Source organism: Nitrosomonas sp. Nm132, assembly GCF_900100485.1.
Taxonomy (GTDB): Bacteria; Pseudomonadota; Gammaproteobacteria; order Burkholderiales; family Nitrosomonadaceae; genus Nitrosomonas.
Map to the genome: position 1 here is coordinate 25,072 of NZ_FNDH01000021.1, position 19,125 is coordinate 44,196.

The window sequence follows — 19,125 nt, forward strand, 5'->3', positions numbered from 1 at the left end:
AAGAATTAGGAGATCATTCCACATGAGAGATTTGTTGGTCGCTGGCATAGTCTTTGGTGCGCTACCATTTGTGCTTTCTAATCCTCATATCGGTGTGCTTCTTTGGTCATGGATTGGCTACATGAATCCCCATCGGCTGGGATGGGGATTTGCCTATAATTTTCCTTTTGCCCTGATTATCGCAGGAACGGTCATAGTGTCCTTGCTTGTTTCCAGAAAGAAACTGGATTTTTTCTGGACCCCTGCTATTGGCTGGCTTTTATTGCTAAATATTTGGTTTCTCATTACCACGATTTTTTCTCTACAACCTGAGGAATCATGGGTTCAGTGGAATAAGGTAATAAAAATTCAATTCTTCGTTTTTGTTACTTTGTGGGTGATGGGCGATAGAAAAAAGATCGAAAGTTTGATATGGATTATCGTGATTTCAATCGGTTTCTATGGCGTAAAGGGGGGAGCTTTTACACTTGCTACCGGAGGCGCTCATCACGTACTGGGTCCGGCAACGAGCTTCATCTCAGGCAATACTGAGATTGGTTTGGCATTAGTCATGATTGTCCCTTTGGTTTGGTACTTGTTCCTTCATACCGCCAATAAATGGATTCGTTTTGGATTAATTGTCGCTATGCTGCTTATATCAATAGCTATTTTGGGTACACAATCGCGCGGTGCGCTTTTGGCTATTGCGGCTATTGCTTTTTTTCTTTGGTTGAAAAGCCGGAAGAAGCTTGTTCCACTGATGGCAATACTTTTCATGATCCCCTTTGTTTTCATGTTCATGCCCCAGCAATGGCATGAACGCATGGAGACAATTAAGAATTATGAAGAGGATGGCTCCGCAATGGGGAGAATTACGGCCTGGACGTTTGCCTATAAACTGGCCAGTGCACGGCCATTAACTGGGGGAGGGTTCGAAAGTTTTAACGAAGCGAATTATGAATATTATGCACCTGGTTTAGTGAATACCAGTGTGAGTTTACACTATCCTGATGTACATAGTATTTATTTTGAAATGCTGGGTGAGCAAGGCTTTGTTGGTCTGGCCATTTTTCTGATTTTGGGATTGATTGCCTGGAGAACTGCCAACAAAATAATGGGATTAACTAAGCAATCTGCCGATCACAGATGGGCATATGATCTTGCTTCAATGATTCAGGTAGGCCTGGTAGGTTATGCTGTAGGCGGAGCATTTCTAGGTTTGTCGTACTTCGATCTTCCTTATCATTTTTTGGTTATACTTATCCTGACATCGCGGATTGTGCAGCAACAGTTTGCTACAAATCATCAACAAAGCCGGATATCTGGAATCGCTTATCAAGCAGCTATCAATCCTAGAAGACGAATGGTTAATGAGGCAAGAAAAGCACAAAATACCTAAACTAAACACCAGACATCGATTTGAGGAAAATTGGCGCAAAAATTTTGAGAAATTTGCGGTTTGTTCAGATGATGATGCAGGGATAGCAGGTTGGTCATCTACTGGACTGGAAACGCGATTACGCTATTTCATCCATTTCTGGGATAAGAATCATCATGATCCTGGCTTGTGGCTAGATCTGGGATGTGGTGCGGGTACCTACTCAAGGTTTATTGCTGAACGAGGTATGCGCGTGATCGGCCTGGATTATTCTTTTCCAACTTTACAAAAAGCTAAAGTGAGAGGAAATTCCTCAATAAACTGGTGTGCAGCCGACGCTTCTAGGCTTCCTATAAAGCCAGAATCTTTTAATGGCGCTATTTGTTTCGGTGTGACGCAGGCGCTTGAGAATTCATCGGCAGTCACTAATGAGCTTGTGAATGTAGTAATGCCCGGAGGGCAGATATGGATCGATGCATTGAATGGGGCCTGTATACCTCATCTTTGGGAGCGATGTTACCGCAGGCTTAGTGACCGTCCTATGCATTTGCGTTATGAATCATGGCGTCGCATCAAAGCGATTATGAAAGCTAATGGTTTGGTTAATATTCAATTATATTGGTTGCCGATACTGCCTTCGCGTTGGGTTCGCTTCCAATGGTTGTTGGAAACTTCGTTAGCCAGATGGATTTTTTACTATCTACCAGGGATAGGCCTTTTGTTTAGTCATTCATTTATAGTGTATGGCGAACGGCCTTTACAAAAACGTTAATGCCAATTCTATGAAGATGCTGCCTCTGTTGTTTTCCCCTGCTGGTAAGAACGCAAGATTATCCATCGTTATTTACCATCGTGTCTTACCTAAGCCGGATCCTTTGCTGGGTGGAAGTGATGTGGAAAGCTTTGAGACAGAGCTAAAGTATTTGACCAGAAACTTCAATATTCTTCCCTTATCTGAGGCCGTGAAAAGGTTGCGTAGCGGCACGCTGCCAAGTCGCGCTGTCAGCATTACTTTTGACGATGGTTATGCAGATAATGCCGAAATCGCTCTGCCGATTCTTCTGAAATACGGGATTACGGCAACATTTTTTGTGGCTTCTGGCTTTCTTGATGGTGGAAGAATGTGGAATGACACAGTGATTGAGTCAATACGTCAGGTGCAGGGGGAAGTGCTTGATCTTAATGAAATTGACCTGGGTACTCATGCAATGACCTCACTTGATGAGCGTAGACGGGCTCTTTCTTTCCTGATTGGAGCACTCAAGTATTTGCCGCAAGAAGCAAGGCAATCCCAGGTAGAGAAAGTAAGGGCTTTGATTTCTGCAGATTTGCCTGACAATCTTATGATGACTTCAGATCAGGTTAGACAATTACATCATGCTGGAATGGGAATAGGAGGACATACTATCAATCACCCCATTCTGACCAGCATTGGAAATGCTGTCGCGCGTACTGAAATTGCTGAGGGTAAAGAAATACTCGAAGGAATTATACGCGCCCCTGTTCGACTCTTTGCCTACCCGAATGGTAAGCCAGGTAAAGATTATCAGGTAGATCATGTCAACATGGTCAGACAGTTGGGATTCGATGCAGCTGTTTCTACAGCATGGGGTGCTGCAAGAGATAGTGATGATTGCTTTCAACTGCCGCGCTTTACACCATGGGACAAAAGTGAATTCTTTTATGTGTCACGTATGGTACGAAATATATTCCACAAGATTGAAGTCGCTTAACCCGAATATTTCATAAATTGGCACGTGCCAATTTATGAAATATTCGGGTTAAGTGATCGTCACTGGCAGATGCATGAGCCGGGAGCATCCAAGTAATTCGGTTGGGATTGAAAACCCCGTCAAGATTAATTAATCTGATCTTTAGCACAGGTTTTTCATACGACACATGGTTTTGATTTTTTCTTCCATACTGATTTGCATGCCGGCGGTACGGCCTTCCTCAAAAGCAATATCTGGCGCAACCCCTTTGCTAAGGCGATAAGCCGTCCACATCGCGCCGGCACGATTACCTGATGCGCAGTGAAGCAACACTGGCGTGGCAGCTTGCTCAATCGCACCGGTAAAAGTAACCAACTGCTCATCGTTAATACCGGCGCTGGTTATGGGGATATTGATATAACGCATACCAGCTGCTTCGACAGCCAGTTTTTCTGCAAGTATGCCTTCAGCTTCGGTACGTAAATCAATAATCGTTCTGAAACCCTGTCCAGCGAGCTCCTGCACACCTCCCTCACTCAATATGCCAGCAGTGGCGACTTGTGTCGTGGCGCGATTGTAATTGGTGACGGCTTTTATCTGATTACCAAATGGCGTTTGATTGGCGGCATGGGTAATGCTTGTGAGCAAGATAAGCAACCATGCAATGATGTAATGTGTCGAATTCATTATGACTTCGTATAATGGTTTTAGAGTGAATAATTGTTTAAGGTAGCACAAACTGAAGAGCAATTTAACTGTAAAAGGTGAAACATTTGGCGACTTCCAATTCTAATTCAGACACCGCATGGCATAGCCAATCAGCAGATGAAGTGATGGCAATCCTTCAAACCAACCGTAGTGGTCTTTCTCAGGTAGAAGCGGAGCAGCGGCTCAGACAGTATGGTTCTAACCGGCTGAAGCCTCCTCGGCAGCGCAGCGCATGGATACGGTTTTTGCTGCAATTTCATAATGTGTTGATTTATGTGTTGCTAGTTTCTGCGATGATTACTGCATGGCTTGACCATTGGGTCGATACGGCTGTAATCGTGGGCGTGGTAGCCATCAATGCATTGATCGGCTTCATCCAAGAAGGTAAGGCAGAAAAAGCATTGAATGCCATCCGCCGGATGCTCTCGCTGGATGCCATTGTTTTGCGTGATAGTAAACGCCAGCAGATTCCTGCGGAACAATTGGTTCCTGGTGATGTTGTGTGGCTGCAATCTGGACATAAGGTACCTGCCGATCTGCGTTTACTCAGTGTCAAAAATTTGCGTATTGAAGAAGCCGCCCTGACTGGAGAATCCGAGGCGGTAGAAAAAATAATTGAAACAGTGTCGGCGCAAGTCACTATTGGGGATCGCCTTTGTATGGCTTATTCGAGTACGTTGGTTGTCTATGGTCAAGGAACAGGTATTGTGGTGGCGACGAGTGATCAGACCGAAATAGGACGAATCAGCACGTTGCTCGAGCGCGTCGATACCATAGAAACGCCGTTACTTAGACAGTTGACGACATTTGGACACTGGTTGACTGGCGTGATCATGGTTGTGGCGGTCTGCATGCTGATCTATGGTTTGCTTCAGGGTAATTATGGCCTGAGTGAGATATTTCTGTCCGCGGTCAGTATGGCTGTCGCAGCTATTCCGGAAGGATTACCTGCCATTATGACTATCACACTCGCGCTAGGGGTGCAAAAGATGGCCAGGCGGCATGCTATTATTCGCCGCCTGCCAGCAGTGGAAACTTTGGGTGCGGTAACGGTTATTTGTACCGATAAGACAGGAACGTTGACACGTAACGAGATGACTGTGCAGTGCATTATCACAGCTGATCACCAATTGGAAGTCAGTGGGGCAGGTTACGCGCCTATTGGGGGATTCGGTTTGCAAGGTCGTGAGATTCTCATGAATGAGCATGCGGAGATACTCGATCTCGTTCGAGCTGGAGTGCTGTGTAATGATGCTCAATTACGTGAGTATGAGGGCAACTGGATAGTTGAGGGGGATCCAACGGAAGGTGCATTGATTACGCTCGCTTTGAAAGCGGGGTTGGATCCATTATTCGAACATGAATCACTGCCACGTACCGATGCCATTCCTTTTGAATCTGAACATCGTTTTATGGCTACCCTGCATCATGATCATGCAGGGCATGGCTATATTTATCTCAAAGGGGCACCTGAAGAAGTTTTGGCTATGTGCACAAGGGAATGGAGTGCAGCTGTGGACCGTCCGCTGGATAGCAGCTATTGGTTGACAAAAATGCAGGAAGCGGCTGCATTGGGACAACGGATACTTGCCATTGCGGTCAAGGCTGCTGAAAGTGGTCAGATGACCTTGAGTTTCAATCATGTTCGTACTGATTTCACATTGCTTGGCTTAGTCGGAATCATCGATCCGCCGAGGGAGGAAGCGATTGAGGCTGTGCTGCGATGTCGATCAGCCGGGATACGCGTCAAGATGATTACGGGTGATCATATTGCAACAGCGCGTGCGATTGGTAGGCAACTCGGGATTGAGGATGGTCGGGCGGCACTGAGTGGGATTGACCTGGATCGAATGGATGATGTCCAATTGCGAGAGGAAGTTACGAAGACGGATGTCTTCGCACGTGCCAGTCCAGAACACAAGTTGAGATTGGTGAAGGCGCTACAGGCCAATGGTGAGATCGTTGCCATGACCGGTGATGGCGTGAATGATGCACCTGCCCTGAAACGAGCGGATATCGGTGTGGCGATGGGTAAGAAAGGTACCGAAGTGGCCAAGGAAGCATCTGGAATGGTCATTGCTGATGATAATTTTGCCTCGATTACGCATGCGGTGGAGGAAGGCCGTACGGTTTACGATAACATCAGAAAAACGATTATTTATGTCATGCCAACCAGCGGTGGGGAAGCAGGTATGCTGGTCATCGCCATTCTCCTGGGGATAACGCTGCCAATTTCTCCCGTGCAGATTTTGTGGGTCAATATGGTTACTGCGATTACGCTTTCATTGTCACTTGCCTTTGAGAAGGCAGAACCAGGCATCATGCAGCGGCCGCCCCGCGACCCAGGTGAGCCTATCCTGTCACGGTTTATGCTGTGGCGCATTGTGTTTGTGTCCCTGCTGCTTACCAGCGGTGCGCTGGGGTTATTTTTATGGGAACAAGCCCAGGGCGGCAGTATTCAGGCCTGCCGAACGATCGCAGTCAATGCGCTGGTGATGGGGGAGATCTGGTATTTACTCAATTGCCGTTACCTGTTGTCTCCTGCATTATCCTATAAAGGATTAATGGGAAGTCCTTATGTACTGCTTGCCATTAGTGTACTGGTAGTGATTCAGCTTTTGTTTACTTACAACCCTTTGATGCAGCAATTGTTTGGTACGGTGGCGATTGATACGGTTGCATGGACTAAAATAGTGTCATTTGGGGTACTGCTTTTTCTGGTGATTGAGGTTGAAAAATATTTGATTCGACGCTACAGAATTGCACGATTATGATGTTTTGCCAGCAGCATTTACATACCTACGTCTATAATTTCCGGAAAAACCAATAAATGAACCATGATGTGCACCATCATGGGAAAACGACCGCCTCCTGTTAAAGAGAAAGGTTTGTAACCTGAATATTTCATAAATTCGCGTGATGATCACGCAGGATTTTGATTAATAGGGAAGTTTTGAGAAAGAGGGGTGTAGTGATTCATACACCCGACTGAGCAAAATCTTTCTTATTAATCAAAAGACAAGTGAGGGCACGTGCCAATTTATGAAATATTCGGGGTAATACTCCAGCAATATGAAGCAATATTATGAGGGCTTATGACCAATATTGCCTTCAGTTAACGCTAGATAAACAAGAAGAGAATCCGTTTGAGCTTAATCAGGCGATGGCGTAACGAAAAGATTGCCCTGTAGAGGTTCATAGGATGGTAGGACCGGTTTCACGCCATCCCCAAATATACCAAGGCGCATCTGGTCCTGTTTGGAACAGCAGGTCAAGAATAGTCACGGCGTGCTCGAAAGGGGGATAAAGCTGGGAGTACTCCGGATAACCATCGTATGATTTAAAAACGAGTTGCACGCCAATTTCGTCGAAGCGAGACGGCTCAATATAACTCTTGGCCGAAGGCCCACTCAAATAGAGTCCTGCACCAGATTTCTTGACCAGATCCAGAATGAGTTCTTGCTTTTGGCCTTCACCATGGTAATTGCGTGAATCATGAAATTCAGTATTTATCCCAAGAAAATCCTGCGAAATTTTTGTTGTCAAATATTGGTTTAGCTCAGAAAGTGATTCCCAGTTTCGACCTAAATAGATGTCTTCGAGAAAACCACAATAATTCTTAAAATAGGGTGCTTTACCATAATGATGACGCAGATTTTCCCAATGTTTTCGGCCCCACTCCATATTGGTGAGAATCACGTCGCAGATACGGCGGTTGCGATTAGATCCCGTGGGAACAGTGAGCCAATAGAGGCCTTGAGGCGTCTTGATGCGATTGCGACTGCGCCAGTCGCGTGGCGTGAATTGTACGTCATCGAAGTAAAGAAACAGATCGACATCATGGATAATGTCGAAATAACCCTTCCACGGAATATAGCTGGACTGAAGAATAGCAATTTTTTTCATATTTATTTCAAATGATAGACCGTGCCGGCCTTGACGAAGCTACTGGCCGGCATATCGATGTGATCGACAACGACCGCGCCGGCGCCAATGAAGCAGCTTTCCCCCATCGTCACTGCCCCACAGATCGTGGCATTGGGCGATATAAAGCAATTGCCACCAATCTGACTGTCATGATTGATCACCGCGCCTGGCCAGAGCACGCATAGAGGACCGATTTGCACATAGGTATCAACTACAGCACCTGCCATAATCAGGCTTCCCGCACCGATACACGACGGGTCGCGTACATAAGCTCGAGGGTGGATAAGAGCTGGCAGTGAGTAGCCCTCGCTGGTTAATTGGCGGAAAAGGGTAAGCCGCGCTGCCATGTGCCGATAACCAACCGCCAAGGCGATCGCAACGCTGCCTTGAGGGAATCGATCCCGCATTCTCGACCACGGTCCGAGAATATCGCTACCTGCATTCCAGTCATCGACGAAGCCGAGGACTTTGAAACCGCACTGTCCCGCCAAATCTTTGACGACTTTACCGAACTCGCTTGCACCGTAGATGAGTATCGGTTTCGCAGAGCTCACTCTTTACCTCCGCCGACTTCACGGGAGATTAGGAACAGTGGTTTTTTTGACGACTTGAAATTCATGCGCCCAATATATTCACCAAAAACCCCGAGAATAAGTAGCTGGATGCCGCCAAATAAAACAATGGCGGCCATAATCGAGGCGAAACCACTCACGGTGATGATGCCGAACAACTTGCCGAAGAGGATCACACCTAGCCATGCCATGCCGATCAGGAAAAAAATAAAGCCAATATAACTGGCCATGCGTAGCGGTAGATCGGAGAAGGTAACGAAAATATTGATGGTATGGATAAGCAGCTTGCGAAAGTTATAATTGCTCGTTCCTTCGGCGCGCTGGCAATGGGGCACTTCTACTTTGGCGTAGTTATTGGTCAGCCAAGACAGATAACCATCTACGAAGGGGAACGGTGAATCGAATTCAGCAAGCGCTTTCGCAATGCCAGATTCGATGATCCGGAACGAGGTGTATTCGTAATTCAGCGTCGGGATGGCACGATTGAAGGCGCGCCGTGCCAATTCCGAAGTAAGGTTGCGCCAGGTTGAATGAGTACGGTTCCTGAATACACCATAGACCAAAGCGTAGCCTTCGCGTGCTTTTGCAATGAGCTGTGGAATCGCTTCCGGTGGGTGTTCTAGATCATCATCAAGTGTGATGATATATTTGCCTTGAGCTTTTGATATTCCACATATTGTTGCTGCATGCTGACCAAAGTTGCGTGACAGTTTGATGCCACGCACATGAGCGTCGCGCTGAGATATTGCTTCAATTACTTCCCAGGAGTTATCACCTCCACAGTCCTCAACAAGCAGAATTTCATAGTCTTCATTCAGTTGTGTCAGCGCCTCCGTCAGTCTGCGGTGAAGTTCTGGCAGCATGCCGGCGGAGCGGTAGACTGGGACCACGATAGAGATACTTACGTTATCAGGTTTTGGTTGCATTACATATTCCCAGGCACAATGTCATTCCAACTGCCAGCAAAAGCAGGCCGGGGAAGTACACAGCCCAGACGTAGACTATTCCAGTGATTAAAAGAAGAGCAGGAATATCGATTTTGCGGCGGTACAGCTAGAACATGACAGTCAAGAGCGCTACAGTTTGGACTGAATAGAAATGATAAGGACGAGATACGGAAGTGGCTTTCTAATCGCGCATTAGAGAATCGATACTGAACGCCATAACAAAGGCTGATGAAGGGGAGGATGCAATAGAGCGCGATGTTAGGTCCGGATATTTTTTTCATTTTGCTCAATGTCGCTAGAGTCAATTTTTCCAATATAGAAATGAGTCTGAACAAAGTATGATGAAGTGTAGGGAAAATAAACGTCCTTTTTGCTAAAGTTCATTATACGTAAGTAGGATGTTTGGTCAAACATGCTTTTGGACGATCAGAAGAATACCTACTTTTGGTCTGTTTTTGTTTAAAAAGCTGCCTGGAAAAACATTAAATATATTTTGCAAGAGTTATTTTGATCATGGCGATTCAAATCATATTTTTGGCGGGGGCTGGTCAGAATCTCGGAATCCTTGGATAAATGGTGAAAATTATCCAATCAGAAGAACGTGCGCTTGACATCCACCGCTTCATCAGAACAGCTCATTTACCTTCGATTTTTTCTGAAATATGCAAGGCGAAGCCTAGTCCATTAGCTACTAATTCAACCACTGTCCCTCGAAAGCCGATACTCCCTGAGAACGCATTGAGTCAAGGATATTTATCGACACCGCCTTCCGCTATTTCGCTATCACTCTTAGTATTTGCCCAGGTTGGCGGCATAAACGCTAACTTGGAGGGCAAAAGCAAACTCGGGCAAGGGAGTAGATACAGGGACAAAAGAGTTCAATAAAGCAGTTGCCAGAATCCGTACCATCGGTGAGCATCCATTTAGAATATTGAAATGGCAATTTGGTTATGCCAGAGTGCGCCATCGTGGTCTTGTCAAAAATACTGCATAACTTTCTGCACTGCCAGGCGATTTCTTAGGAGAATCCTTGTCTAGAACTGCAATTCAAGGGAAATAGAAACTTAAGGGTAATTACTTGTTCAAGACTTTTTTAAATCGATTCTTTAATTTTTTACCAAGCATGAGATTTGGATGCAGCATAGCCGCGCGTTTGGTGTGCCACTGGCGCCAATCAAGAGCTTATCCAGAGCGTCGAGACTATCAGATCGATAAGGTTGTGTCTCACCGAGCTATCTGCTGCTGGCTATTGGGGTTAACGTGACACTTTTCTGGTGTGCTTTAAAGGCTCATTGACACGGAAATACTATTGCGGTTATATTGATTTTATATTAGCCGTAGATAGCCATTTTCTAGCATTAATGTTTGTTTTTTATGAGTGTGAGTGCGCGCTATCGCTGCTGTTTGAGTGTCAGAGCTGCCATTGATCACGCGTGGTTGGTGATTGCGGTAACGGCATTTCTGCCCATTTCATCGACATGGGCTACTGATCGCTGACAAGCTCAAGCATCTACCGTTCAGCCCATTCCTTGCTGCGTCGCATAGGCTTCCAGGATGATGAGGTTTTAATCCACCCAAAACGGAAGAGAGCCAATTTTTTGGGGAGTCCATGCATATAGATGAGAAGTGAGGTGCTGTTTTGTCCGTTATTTTATCTATAGTCATTCCCGTATATCGTTCTCAGGAGATATTGGTCGAGTTACATCGTCGCATCGTGACAGTCCAGGAGTTCGTTGAGCCGGCATTCGAGATTAGACTGACCGAAGGCTACGACATTGTCTACGGGTCGCCAAAGAGCGAAATCCGTGGCTTTTTTGGGAACATAGTGTCGCTGCCATTACGGATTGCCAGCATTCTAAGGCTATTTCTCGGTGGTATGGGTTTTTTCAATTCGCTTGGATGTGTTAGAAAATTATCTCCTCCAAGACAGCAGTATTCCCAACTTTCCCTTCTTAGCACCTGTCATCGCTATTTTTTAGGTGCTCAACTTGTTCAACTCTTCGCTCCAGGCAATTAAGTGAGTAAGTGGAAAATCATGTGACGGACGTGATGATAGTTATGTCTCCCACCTGGCAACTCGTTCGTTATGCATTTATTGGTTTGTTGTCTAATGCGATTCTCTATCTTGCTTACCTCGCCTTGACTGCCTTGGGAGTAGAGACAAAGCTTGCTATGACTGTTCTCTACGCCGTAGGCGTTGCGCAAACCTTCATCTTTAACAAGCGTTGGACTTTTCGCCATGATGGCTCGCACAGATCTGCATTTGTGCGCTACTGCATTTCGTATGCGCTCGGTTACTTCATCAACTTGCTGGTCTTGTATGTGCTGGTCGATTGTCTACATTACCCACACCAGATCGTTCAGGGTGCGATGATTTTCTGGCTAGCGGCAATGTTGTTTCTGCTACAGAAATTCTGGGTTTTCCGCACGAACCCATCTTTGTCAATTTCTGCGAGGATACATTCATGAATATTCCCTTCAATAAGCCTCATATGACCGGCAAGGAACTCTGGTATATCGCCCAGGCGCATCAAGAAGGGCAACTGGCGGGAGATGGGCCGTTTACTAAGAAATGTCATGTATGGCTGGAGATGCGCACTTCCGCAAATAAGGCTCTTCTGACGCACTCCTGCACGGCCGCACTGGAAATGGCGGCGATGCTTGCGGATATCGGGCCAGGAGACGAAGTGATCATGCCATCCTTCACCTTTGTGTCGACTGCCAACGCGTTCGTGCTGCGCGGCGCTATTCCTGTGTTCATAGACATCCGGCCGGACACGCTCAACATCGATGAGGCCCGGATCGAGGCGGCGATTACCCCACGAACCAAGGCAATCGTTGTAGTGCATTACGCAGGTGTGGGCTGTGAAATGGGCACGATCATGGAGATCGCAGATCGGCACAAGCTATTCGTCATTGAGGATGCCGCGCAAGGCTTGATGGCGCGATATAAGGGCCGAGCTCTCGGGAGCTTTGGGCAGATGTCCACATTAAGTTTTCACGAAACAAAGAATATCATTTCGGGGGAAGGAGGGGCATTGCTGATCAACGACCTGGAGTTCGTCCAGCGCGCGGAAATCATCCGTGAGAAAGGCACGAATCGGAGTCAGTTCTTTCGCGGCCAGGTGGATAAATACACGTGGGTCGAAGTCGGCTCATCGTATCTGCCGGGCGAGATCATCGCAGCGTTTCTCTGGGCGCAACTCGAGGACGCCACGCCCATTACCACGCAGCGCCTGCTGCTGTGGGAGCGCTACCACGAGGCTTTTGCAGAACTGGAAGCACAGGACAAGGTGCGCCGTCCGATTGTCCCGCAGGACTGCGAACACAATGCACACATGTATTATCTGCTGCTGCCCAGTCTGGATGCGCGTACAAAATTCATTGCGGCGTTGCGAGAAAAAGACATCCAGGCCGTGTTCCATTATGTTCCGCTCCACCGCGCGCCGGCAGGACAGAAGTACGGACGCACGGCGGGGACGATGCTGTATACCGATGCGCTGAGCGACCGGTTGGTTCGGCTTCCATTGTGGCCTGACCTGGGTAAGCAGCAGTACGCAGTTGTCGAGGCGGTGTTCGAGGCGGCGCGAAGTATCGAGTCAACCCGAGCTGAAATATCAAGTAAGGTGAAGTGACCCATGACAGACAAGATTCAGTGTAACTATGAGCAGGGCATCATCATCCCCACTCGACGACCTCATCATCGAGATGATGAGTATGACGAAAGTGGATTCGATGTGCTCATTCAGATGCAGCGTGAGCACTTCTGGTATCGTGGACGCCACAAGATTCTGCTGAACCTTTTGAAGGAAGAAATTGCGAAGCATCCTGGAGCAACAACTGGTCTGCGTGCGATCGACTTGGGCGGCGGGTGCGGCGGGTGGCTAGAATACCTCCATACTCACGATGCCTCGATGTTTCGAGAACTTGCACTTGGCGATAGTTCAATGCGAGCTCTGACTCTGGCTGAGCCGGTGGTTGGCTCCTTTGCAACACGTTACCAGATCGATCTGCTAGATCTTTCCTGGATTGGAGAATGGGACGTTGTATTTCTGCTTGATGTGCTTGAGCATATCAAAGATCATGACGAGGTTCTTCGGCAGGTGTACAAGATTGTGAAACCGGGAGGATTGGTGTTCGTGACAACACCGGCGCTGAATTTCTTCTGGACGTACAACGATCAATTGGCACACCACCAGCGACGCTACTCCAAACAGGATTTCTTCGCTCTGGGTGAGTGCACAGATCTTGAAGTCCTACGGACTGAGTATTTCATGTTCTTTCTTAGTCCAGCTTTGCTTCTAAGCCGTATCTTATTTCGACCCCCAGCACTGGCCACTCCCGAGCAACTCCGTGACCACTTGGCGCGAACTCACAGAATTCCAGCGAAGCCATTGAACAACATGCTTACCATGGCGCTTTCAATTGAAGCATTCATGGTCGATTTCGTCGATTTCCCGTGGGGCACATCGATCTTAGCTGTGTTCAAACGATGAGTGATTTTCCAGAAAGAATGATTCGATAGGATTTCGTATTGGTTATTGGTGATAGTTACCGTTCTCCAGATGCTTCATTCAGCACCTAGAATAGGGTTTACGGGTTTCTTCTGTCACTTTGTTACTCTGGCGCCATCGCGCCTTGCCTCGCACTTGGATCGTTGCACACTTGATCTTATCCAACTGCTGTTTTTAGGTTGAATCGGCAAGGTGATGTTTGAAGTGAATGAACCTACAGTGCATCTGCTTCTGTGGTGACGCATTCCGAATATCATGGTGCTGGATCAATAAGAAAAAGTGCTATGATAAAAAATTAATCATATGAACTAATTATTTGAGCTGATCAGCTAAGCTAGCTTAGCTCGGATTTTGGCTATTCAAACCGTTCTCGAATTAACCCGAATATTTCATAAATTGGCACGTGTCCTCACTTGTCTTTTGATTAATAAGAAAGATTTTGCTCAGTCGGGTGTATGAATCACTACACCACTCCTTCCCAAAACTTCCCTATTAATCAAAATCCTACGTGATCATCACGCGAATTTATGAAATATTCGGGTTAATAGACTGACCTGATCCAGGCATTCTTTCCGGACTGATTTGACGAACTAAGCTCAATTGCTATTTGAAGCCCGAAAATATTATGAAACCAGTGACATTGACTGTTAATTCGTATCGCACAAACTTTTCCTTGGCGGCAGTGGTTGCGCTTGGTATTTCAGGGCTATGGTTCTGGCTCACATGGCGATACGATTTTGATTTGGCCGATGAAGGTTTTTACTGGTATGGGGCGCAACGCGTGCTGCAGGGAGAAGTGCCGCTACGCGATTTTATGTCCTATGACATCGGTAGATATTACTGGACTGCAGCTTTTATGTATCTCATGGGAGATGACGGAATTTTCGCGGCGCGTGTGAGTGCTGCCGTCTATCAAGCTTTTGGGGTCCTGCTGGGAGTATTCATCTGCTTGCTGGCCTTGCAGCGAGAAGGCGCTGTACGATGGCTATTTGCGCTGCTGACGGCCTGTATTCTTACCATTTGGGTGAAACCGTATTACAAGGCATACGATCACGCTACCAGCATTGCGATAGTCGCAATGCTGGTGCTCATGCTGAAAACTACCAAACCTGCTGCGTGGCTGTTCGCTGGCATATGTCTTGGCATTGCAGCCATTGTAGGTCGAAATCACGGTCTATATGGCGCGATAGCATCCATTTTTGTTCTATCGGTGATTTTGTTAAAAGCGCCATCGCGGAAGGCTGTGGCTGGCTTGTATGGTTATTTTATTTTGGGCGTTTTGATTGGATTTTCGCCGACGCTGATTATGATGCTTGCCATTGATGGTTTTGCGGCAGCATTCATAGACAGCATCACCCTGATGTTTAAGTATGGAGCGACCAATATTTCTCTACCAGTTCCCTGGCCTTGGTCTGTGAGAGTGGGGGAAATTGGAATTTTGATGTCTGTAGTAGAACTGGCGATCGGAATTGGTTTTGTATTTTTACTGGTTTTTCCTCTGATTGGAATTCTGGTGCTGGCATTTAGCCGGTTTGATTTGAGCAGCGATGCGCGAAAGGTTTTGGTGGCAGCGATTGCTGCCGCCATTCCCTATGCGCACTATGCCTTTTCCCGATCAGACCTGGTCCACCTCACGCTAGGGATATATCCAGCCTTGATCGGCCTATTGGCTGCGGGTGGATTAATGAAAGAATTGCGTCCTCTGGTGCTGGCCGTTAGCTTGCTCATGGTATCGTTGGTTACCGTTCCCAAAGGGTACCTGCTGCACAGTGTATTAAAAGAGGATTATGTGAAAACTGATATTGCTGGTGAGCAACTGTGGATAAAACGAAGTCTGTCCGAGAAATTGCAGTTGATAGCCAGGGAGGTACAAGAGCTAACGCACAATTCAGTCAGTTTTCTGGCCTTGCCCAATATGCCGAGCATTCACGCAATTTTTCGTACCCAGATGGCAATTTGGGAAATTTATCCGCTAATACCAAGAGATAGCAATTTTGAAATCAGAGAAATTAGGCGGCTGGAATCATCTCTACCAGAACGGGTATTTCTATCAGACCACGCCTTGGACGGAAATCCAGAGTTTCGATATAGCCGCATGCACCCGCTAACTTACGGATGGCTCACCTCCAGATACGAGCTTTCAGACAGCAATGAGATACCTGGAATCAACATTTATTCGCTCAAGCGCTAAGCATATTTCATCCAAAGGGCGACTCGGAACACCTTGCCACTTGGCGCCAGGCTGACCGCTTGCATCAACCGCTTCGGGCAACCCGGGGGCATGACCATCAACCAGATGCATGCTGATCATGGCCATTCCTTCCGAGGATGGCGCGGTTAATATCTCTCGCACAGATTTTGTGGGTCAAACCAGAGGTACGCTTGGGCTGTTTTTTTATGGGAACAAGCACAAGGCGGCAGTATGGAAGCTTGCCGGTAGATCGCTTCTGGAGGATTAGATGTAAAAATTGCATGGAATTTGAAGGATTGGGCTATTCTTTGATATTAGCTATAGATGTTCAATACGACAAAACTAATGGCTTGGTTGCAGGAGTTGCCCTTAAAAGCTGGACTGATGCCAGTCCAAGCAATATTTACGTCAGTAAGATTGAGAATGTCGATGACTACCTTCCTGGGCAGTTTTATCAGCGAGAGCTTCCCTGCATTTTCAAGCTGTTGAATGAGCACAGTTTGAGACCAGAGTACATTGTGGTGGATGGTTACGTTTATTTAGATGGTTGTTCAAAGCCGGGCCTGGGTAAGCAGCTGTACGATGCATTGCATGGCAAGGTGAAGGTTATTGGTGTCGCAAAGAGGTCGTATGTTGGAATTAGCGAAGAATATGCGATCTTTAGAGGGTCCAGCAAGAAACCACGCTATATTACAAGCGCCGGTGAAACACTCTCTGCCGCAAAATTGCATATTATGTCCATGCATGGCGTGCATAGAATTCCAACCATGCTAAAAAAAGTTGATCAATTATGCCGTTTAAACGGATCAACACCTACATCCGGATAAATCATTTGCTGAGCGCTTAATTTACTGCTGAGTGCATCCTTCAATCAGGTGACGTCGGAGCTAAATCAAAAACATTCGCCTAATCGAGGGTAATCATGACATAGACTGTAAAGATTGATGGTATTGAGGCAATGAAGCTGAAAGCAGAGTTTGTAAGGAAGATATAGATTAGGGTTTCCTGATTTTTACTTCTTTTTCTGTCACCTTAACCACTGCTGTCTGATTTCCATCAACAGCTCGCCCAGTTGCCTGATGCGTACAGGTTTGTGTGCATGATGATGTTGCTCAAAGTGAATAAGGCTATTTTCGATTTCCAGGAAGTGAATGCCCGCATCCTCCACATCATGGCGTAGCTTTTCCAATGCAGTATCGGTGGTTGCAGCAGATTGATCCGGAAATTCCGCAAGTAAACGAATCACTTCCTGCATCGCGGGCAAATCGAGGCGCTTGGTGTGTGAAGCAATTACAGCCAGTGCTTTCCACAGCGAATTATGCCGGTCGTGGTGATGCAAGTAGGGTACGTCGAGTGTTCCACGCAGCAATGCAGCAATGCGATGAAGCCATGAGATGGGTGGCGGGATTGTTTCGAATGCCTTCATCGGCTCATGGGCAATGTGCACGCCAAATTCATTGCCGTGCCGGATTTCTACCAGCACGAGCAGCGCTAGACTTGTTGCCAAATTGCAGCCAGGCAGTACATCATTCAACCGTGCACTTCCTGTGGCATACAGATCGATAAACAAATCTGCCAGCGGTGGAGTGATTGACCATAGTACCTGTGCCAGCCGTGTTGCCGGCTGTGGTCCACGCAGTGTGTGCCAATGTGCTTCACAAAGTTCAATCAGCACAGCTTGCAGTGCTTGATGTTGTGACTCGGGTAATCGCCTGATCAGCTCTTGGGCTTCTGTTTTGATTAACGAGAGGCTTGTCATGTCAGTGTTTTTGTAAAAAAGGATGTATTTGTTTGAGCAGTGTTATGAAACAGATCAGCAATAGCAATAGCAACAGATATGACCGCTGGAGCATCCTGGTCATAAGGTCGCAGATACGATAGCCAGCCGTGATCAGTGCGTAATGCTAATTTGGAGTATTGAGCCAGTCAGTTAGTGCAATCAATCAATCAACCAAGGAAATGAACGTGCCCCCTATCGCGGGGCAGTTATTCCATTGAGTCTGCATAGTGGACCGGATTTAAGCGTCCTTGACTTGGCTGAATGGTTGGTTCTGGAGAAAATTCTGAATATTGTTCGCAGTCTGATCAAGTACGCGTTGCCTGGATTCCTTGCTGGCCCAGGCGATATGCGGGGTAACAATCAGATTGGGTTGCGGGTATTCCAATAGTAAATTGCCATTAACAGGCGGTTCTTTTTGCAAAACATCAGTGGCAGCCCCGGCGATGCGGCCGGAGGACAAGCTATGCAGCAGATCCGCTTCATTCACCAGTCCGCCACGTGCAGTGTTAATGAGATAGGCTGAGGGTTTCATCAGCTCAAATTCCCTTTGACTGATCAGGTCGCGGGTTTCCTCTGAGAGCGGGCAGTGCAGAGTAATAAAATCTGCCTGTCGGATGACTTCATCAAAGGCTATTCGCCCAGGGCGAGCGGGCATGCCCTTATGGTCGGCAATCAATAATTGCATGCCGAATGCCTTGGCTATTTCAGCCACTGCTTTACCCAACTCGCCGTATCCGATGATGCCCAGGGTTTTGCCTGATAATTCCTCAATACCGAAATCGAGGGGACAAAAATGGATACTCGTCTGCCAGCCGCCATTTTTTACCAGCTGCTGATATTCTACAAAACGGCGCGAAAGATTCAGTATGAGCATGAACACATGCTGCACGACGGAATTTGTGGCATAACCCCGTACATTACAGACAGGAATATTGCGTTCAGCCGCTGCGATGAGGTCAACATTGTTATAGCCAGTAGCGGCAATGCAAATTAATTTCAGGCGGTTCGCAGCAAATATTGCTGCACGATCCAGTGATATCTTATTGCTGACCACCACCTCTGCTTCCTTAATTCTCTCTGCAACCTGTTCCATGGTGGTCTCATCATAATAGCGCCAAGGCGAGATAGCCTGTTCCAGCATCATACAATCCATATCACCACGGGTGACGGAACCAAAATCAAGAAAAACTGCACTCATATGATTGCCTTTGGTGAGTAGAGGAATAATTCATGCCTTGATGAAATGTAATGAAAGCCCGATGGGTTGTCAAACGCTTGGAAGTGGGAGGCAGGTCTAAAGTCAACAAATAATTCATGCTGATCTAGTACTCAGTCATTCTTCTAAAGTCGGGTAAAGTTTCTTCAATTTTACCCGAGCGTCATCATTCGTAAAGCGCCACTCCATGGGACGTGCGGA

General features: G+C 46.9%; 17 protein-coding genes and 1 pseudogene. 11 read left to right on the forward strand and 7 right to left on the reverse strand.

Annotation, left to right across the window (positions count from 1 at the left end):
• The first annotated feature begins 22 nt into the window (after nucleotides 1–22).
• Genes BLP80_RS09020 through BLP80_RS09030 form a run of 3 tightly spaced genes read left to right on the forward strand, consistent with a single transcriptional unit; the run spans nucleotide 23 to nucleotide 3,090 of the window.
• On the forward strand, nucleotides 23–1,378 hold the full coding sequence (locus BLP80_RS09020; RefSeq protein WP_090542461.1) for a putative O-glycosylation ligase, exosortase A system-associated: 1,356 nt from the start codon (nucleotides 23–25) through the stop codon (nucleotides 1,376–1,378).
• The gene (locus BLP80_RS09025) at nucleotides 1,350–2,129 is read left to right on the forward strand and encodes a class I SAM-dependent methyltransferase (protein WP_090542463.1); all 780 of its coding nucleotides are present in this window, start codon (nucleotides 1,350–1,352) and stop codon (nucleotides 2,127–2,129) included. Before BLP80_RS09020 ends, BLP80_RS09025 begins: the two co-directional genes overlap by 29 nt.
• A gap of 10 nt (nucleotides 2,130–2,139) precedes the next feature.
• Nucleotides 2,140–3,090, forward strand: coding sequence for a polysaccharide deacetylase family protein (locus tag BLP80_RS09030; RefSeq protein WP_090542465.1), 951 nt, complete (start codon nucleotides 2,140–2,142; stop codon nucleotides 3,088–3,090).
• Nucleotides 3,091–3,231: 141 nt separating this feature from the next.
• Here BLP80_RS09030 and BLP80_RS09035 read toward each other — a convergent pair whose 3' ends face one another.
• Nucleotides 3,232–3,756: a protein tyrosine phosphatase family protein gene (locus BLP80_RS09035; RefSeq protein ID WP_090542467.1), complete on the reverse strand. Its 525-nt coding sequence runs from the start codon at nucleotides 3,754–3,756 to the stop codon at nucleotides 3,232–3,234.
• Nucleotides 3,757–3,833: 77 nt separating this feature from the next.
• Here BLP80_RS09035 and BLP80_RS09040 point away from each other — a divergent pair, with 77 nt between their 5' ends.
• Entirely contained in the window at nucleotides 3,834–6,551 is a 2,718-nt protein-coding gene (locus BLP80_RS09040) for a cation-transporting P-type ATPase (protein ID WP_256325028.1), read from the forward strand.
• 421 nt (nucleotides 6,552–6,972) lie between these two features.
• Here BLP80_RS09040 and BLP80_RS09045 read toward each other — a convergent pair whose 3' ends face one another.
• The 3 genes from BLP80_RS09045 to BLP80_RS09055 are packed head-to-tail and all read right to left on the reverse strand — an operon-like array spanning nucleotide 6,973 to nucleotide 9,202.
• Nucleotides 6,973–7,683 carry a WbqC family protein gene (locus BLP80_RS09045; RefSeq protein ID WP_090542472.1) on the reverse strand — a complete coding sequence of 237 codons (711 nt, stop codon included), beginning with the start codon at nucleotides 7,681–7,683 and terminating at the stop codon, nucleotides 6,973–6,975.
• Nucleotides 7,684–7,685: 2 nt separating this feature from the next.
• Entirely contained in the window at nucleotides 7,686–8,258 is a 573-nt protein-coding gene (locus tag BLP80_RS09050) for a PglD-related sugar-binding protein (RefSeq protein WP_090542474.1), read from the reverse strand.
• Nucleotides 8,255–9,202, reverse strand: a complete 948-nt coding sequence (locus BLP80_RS09055) for a glycosyltransferase family 2 protein (RefSeq protein WP_090542477.1) — start codon at nucleotides 9,200–9,202, stop codon at nucleotides 8,255–8,257. Before BLP80_RS09055 ends, BLP80_RS09050 begins: the two co-directional genes overlap by 4 nt.
• Before the next feature lie 2,058 nt (nucleotides 9,203–11,260).
• Here BLP80_RS09055 and BLP80_RS09065 point away from each other — a divergent pair.
• The 4 genes from BLP80_RS09065 (at nucleotide 11,261) to BLP80_RS09080 (ending at nucleotide 15,928) form a co-directional block, all read left to right on the forward strand.
• Nucleotides 11,261–11,692 carry a GtrA family protein gene (locus BLP80_RS09065; RefSeq protein WP_218120416.1) on the forward strand — a complete coding sequence of 144 codons (432 nt, stop codon included), beginning with the start codon at nucleotides 11,261–11,263 and terminating at the stop codon, nucleotides 11,690–11,692.
• Nucleotides 11,689–12,858, forward strand: a complete 1,170-nt coding sequence (gene rffA, locus BLP80_RS09070; RefSeq protein ID WP_090542481.1) for a dTDP-4-amino-4,6-dideoxygalactose transaminase — start codon at nucleotides 11,689–11,691, stop codon at nucleotides 12,856–12,858. The genes BLP80_RS09065 and rffA overlap by 4 nt, the downstream gene beginning before the upstream one ends.
• Nucleotides 12,859–12,861: 3 nt before the next feature.
• Nucleotides 12,862–13,719, forward strand: coding sequence for a class I SAM-dependent methyltransferase (locus BLP80_RS09075; RefSeq protein ID WP_090542483.1), 858 nt, complete (start codon nucleotides 12,862–12,864; stop codon nucleotides 13,717–13,719).
• Between the two features lie 643 nt (nucleotides 13,720–14,362).
• Nucleotides 14,363–15,928 (forward strand): hypothetical protein, encoded by a 1,566-nt coding sequence (locus BLP80_RS09080; protein ID WP_090542485.1) that lies wholly within the window; start codon nucleotides 14,363–14,365, stop codon nucleotides 15,926–15,928.
• Here BLP80_RS09080 and BLP80_RS15655 read toward each other — a convergent pair.
• Nucleotides 15,878–16,048, reverse strand: coding sequence for a hypothetical protein (locus tag BLP80_RS15655; protein WP_176754324.1), 171 nt, complete (start codon nucleotides 16,046–16,048; stop codon nucleotides 15,878–15,880). The genes BLP80_RS09080 and BLP80_RS15655 overlap by 51 nt on opposite strands.
• Between BLP80_RS15655 and BLP80_RS15660 the strand changes: the two genes are divergently transcribed.
• The 3 genes and pseudogenes from BLP80_RS15660 to BLP80_RS16520 all read left to right on the forward strand — a co-directional run.
• Complete coding sequence (locus BLP80_RS15660; protein ID WP_176754325.1) at nucleotides 16,047–16,196, forward strand: hypothetical protein; 150 nt, start codon at nucleotides 16,047–16,049, stop codon at nucleotides 16,194–16,196. The genes BLP80_RS15655 and BLP80_RS15660 overlap by 2 nt on opposite strands.
• Before the next feature lie 13 nt (nucleotides 16,197–16,209).
• The gene (locus tag BLP80_RS09085) at nucleotides 16,210–16,755 is read left to right on the forward strand and encodes an endonuclease V (RefSeq protein ID WP_090542487.1); all 546 of its coding nucleotides are present in this window, start codon (nucleotides 16,210–16,212) and stop codon (nucleotides 16,753–16,755) included.
• Between the two features lie 64 nt (nucleotides 16,756–16,819).
• A pseudogene (locus BLP80_RS16520) lies at nucleotides 16,820–16,922 on the forward strand (PhnA domain-containing protein); the annotation flags it as partial.
• A 33-nt stretch (nucleotides 16,923–16,955) separates the two neighbouring features.
• On the opposite strand, the gene BLP80_RS09090 reads toward BLP80_RS16520, so the two are convergent.
• Together BLP80_RS09090 and BLP80_RS09095 are read right to left on the reverse strand one after the other, a co-directional pair.
• Nucleotides 16,956–17,687 carry a hypothetical protein gene (locus tag BLP80_RS09090; RefSeq protein ID WP_090542489.1) on the reverse strand — a complete coding sequence of 244 codons (732 nt, stop codon included), beginning with the start codon at nucleotides 17,685–17,687 and terminating at the stop codon, nucleotides 16,956–16,958.
• 259 nt (nucleotides 17,688–17,946) lie between these two features.
• Entirely contained in the window at nucleotides 17,947–18,906 is a 960-nt protein-coding gene (locus BLP80_RS09095) for a 2-hydroxyacid dehydrogenase (protein ID WP_090542491.1), read from the reverse strand.
• Between the last annotated feature and the right edge of the window lie 219 nt (nucleotides 18,907–19,125).

What these genes read in the sequence shown, in the direction of transcription:
- BLP80_RS09030 (WP_090542465.1), top strand. Translation starts at nt 2,140, where the DNA reads ATGAAGATGCTGCCTCTGTTGTTTTCCCCTGCTGGTAAGAACGCAAGA.
- BLP80_RS09020 (WP_090542461.1), top strand. Translation starts at nt 23, where the DNA reads ATGAGAGATTTGTTGGTCGCTGGCATAGTCTTTGGTGCGCTACCATTT.
- rffA (WP_090542481.1), top strand. Translation starts at nt 11,689, where the DNA reads ATGAATATTCCCTTCAATAAGCCTCATATGACCGGCAAGGAACTCTGG.
- BLP80_RS15655 (WP_176754324.1), bottom strand. Translation starts at nt 16,048, where the DNA reads ATGATCAGCATGCATCTGGTTGATGGTCATGCCCCCGGGTTGCCCGAA.
- BLP80_RS09045 (WP_090542472.1), bottom strand. Translation starts at nt 7,683, where the DNA reads ATGAAAAAAATTGCTATTCTTCAGTCCAGCTATATTCCGTGGAAGGGT.
- BLP80_RS09075 (WP_090542483.1), top strand. Translation starts at nt 12,862, where the DNA reads ATGACAGACAAGATTCAGTGTAACTATGAGCAGGGCATCATCATCCCC.
- BLP80_RS09055 (WP_090542477.1), bottom strand. Translation starts at nt 9,202, where the DNA reads ATGCAACCAAAACCTGATAACGTAAGTATCTCTATCGTGGTCCCAGTC.
- BLP80_RS09085 (WP_090542487.1), top strand. Translation starts at nt 16,210, where the DNA reads ATGGAATTTGAAGGATTGGGCTATTCTTTGATATTAGCTATAGATGTT.
- BLP80_RS09095 (WP_090542491.1), bottom strand. Translation starts at nt 18,906, where the DNA reads ATGAGTGCAGTTTTTCTTGATTTTGGTTCCGTCACCCGTGGTGATATG.
- BLP80_RS15660 (WP_176754325.1), top strand. Translation starts at nt 16,047, where the DNA reads ATGGCCATTCCTTCCGAGGATGGCGCGGTTAATATCTCTCGCACAGAT.
- BLP80_RS09080 (WP_090542485.1), top strand. Translation starts at nt 14,363, where the DNA reads ATGAAACCAGTGACATTGACTGTTAATTCGTATCGCACAAACTTTTCC.
- BLP80_RS09035 (WP_090542467.1), bottom strand. Translation starts at nt 3,756, where the DNA reads ATGAATTCGACACATTACATCATTGCATGGTTGCTTATCTTGCTCACA.
- BLP80_RS09025 (WP_090542463.1), top strand. Translation starts at nt 1,350, where the DNA reads ATGAGGCAAGAAAAGCACAAAATACCTAAACTAAACACCAGACATCGA.
- BLP80_RS09090 (WP_090542489.1), bottom strand. Translation starts at nt 17,687, where the DNA reads ATGACAAGCCTCTCGTTAATCAAAACAGAAGCCCAAGAGCTGATCAGG.